The organism is Shewanella sp. 10B, assembly GCF_023475885.1.
In the GTDB taxonomy this organism is placed as follows: Bacteria; Pseudomonadota; Gammaproteobacteria; order Enterobacterales; family Shewanellaceae; genus Shewanella; species Shewanella mangrovisoli.
The window spans coordinates 1-987 of sequence record NZ_JAMDJO010000026.1; the positions used below are offsets into that span (position 1 = coordinate 1).

Annotated in this window: 1 rRNA gene; it reads right to left on the bottom strand. The window is 50.8% G+C overall.

The features are described 5' to 3' along the window. Positions 1 to 987 (bottom strand): 23S ribosomal RNA (locus M0415_RS21300); the annotation flags it as partial.

The window sequence follows — 987 nt, forward strand, 5'->3', positions numbered from 1 at the left end:
ATTGCACCCGTAGCTTCGGTGGTATGTTTAGCCCCGTTACATCTTCCGCGCAGGCCGACTCGACTAGTGAGCTATTACGCTTTCTTTAAATGATGGCTGCTTCTAAGCCAACATCCTAGCTGTCTAAGCCTTCCCACATCGTTTCCCACTTAACATACACTTTGGGACCTTAGCTGACGGTCTGGGTTGTTTCCCTTTTGACGACGGACGTTAGCACCCGCCGTCTGTCTCCCGGATAGCACTCTTTGGTATTCGGAGTTTGCAAAGGGTTGGTAAGTCGGGATGACCCCCTAGCCTTAACAGTGCTCTACCCCCAAAGGTGTTCGTCCGAGGCGCTACCTAAATAGCTTTCGAGGAGAACCAGATATCTCCCGGTTTGATTGGCCTTTCACCCCCAGCCACAAGTCATCCGCTAATTTTTCAACATTAGTCGGTTCGGTCCTCCAGTTGATGTTACTCAACCTTCAACCTGCCCATGGCTAGATCACCGGGTTTCGGGTCTACGCCTTGCAACTAAACGCGCAGTTAACACTCGGTTTCCCTACGGCTCCGCTATTCGCTTAACCTCGCTACAAAACGTAAGTCGCTGACCCATTATACAAAAGGTACGCAGTCACGGTCTCAAGAACCGCTCCCACTGCTTGTACGTATACGGTTTCAGGTTCTATTTCACTCCCCTCACAGGGGTTCTTTTCGCCTTTCCCTCACGGTACTGGTTCACTATCGGTCAGTCAGGAGTATTTAGCCTTGGAGGATGGTCCCCCCATATTCAAACAGGATATCACGTGTCCCGCCTTACTCGTTTTCATCAAAGGTTAGTTTTCGTGTACGGGGCTATCACCCTGTGCCGCTGGACTTTCCAGACCATTCCACTAACACCCCTCTGACTTAAGGGCTAATCCCCGTTCGCTCGCCGCTACTAGGGGAATCTCGGTTGATTTCTTTTCCTAAGGGTACTTAGATGTTTCAGTTCCCCTCGTTTGCCTC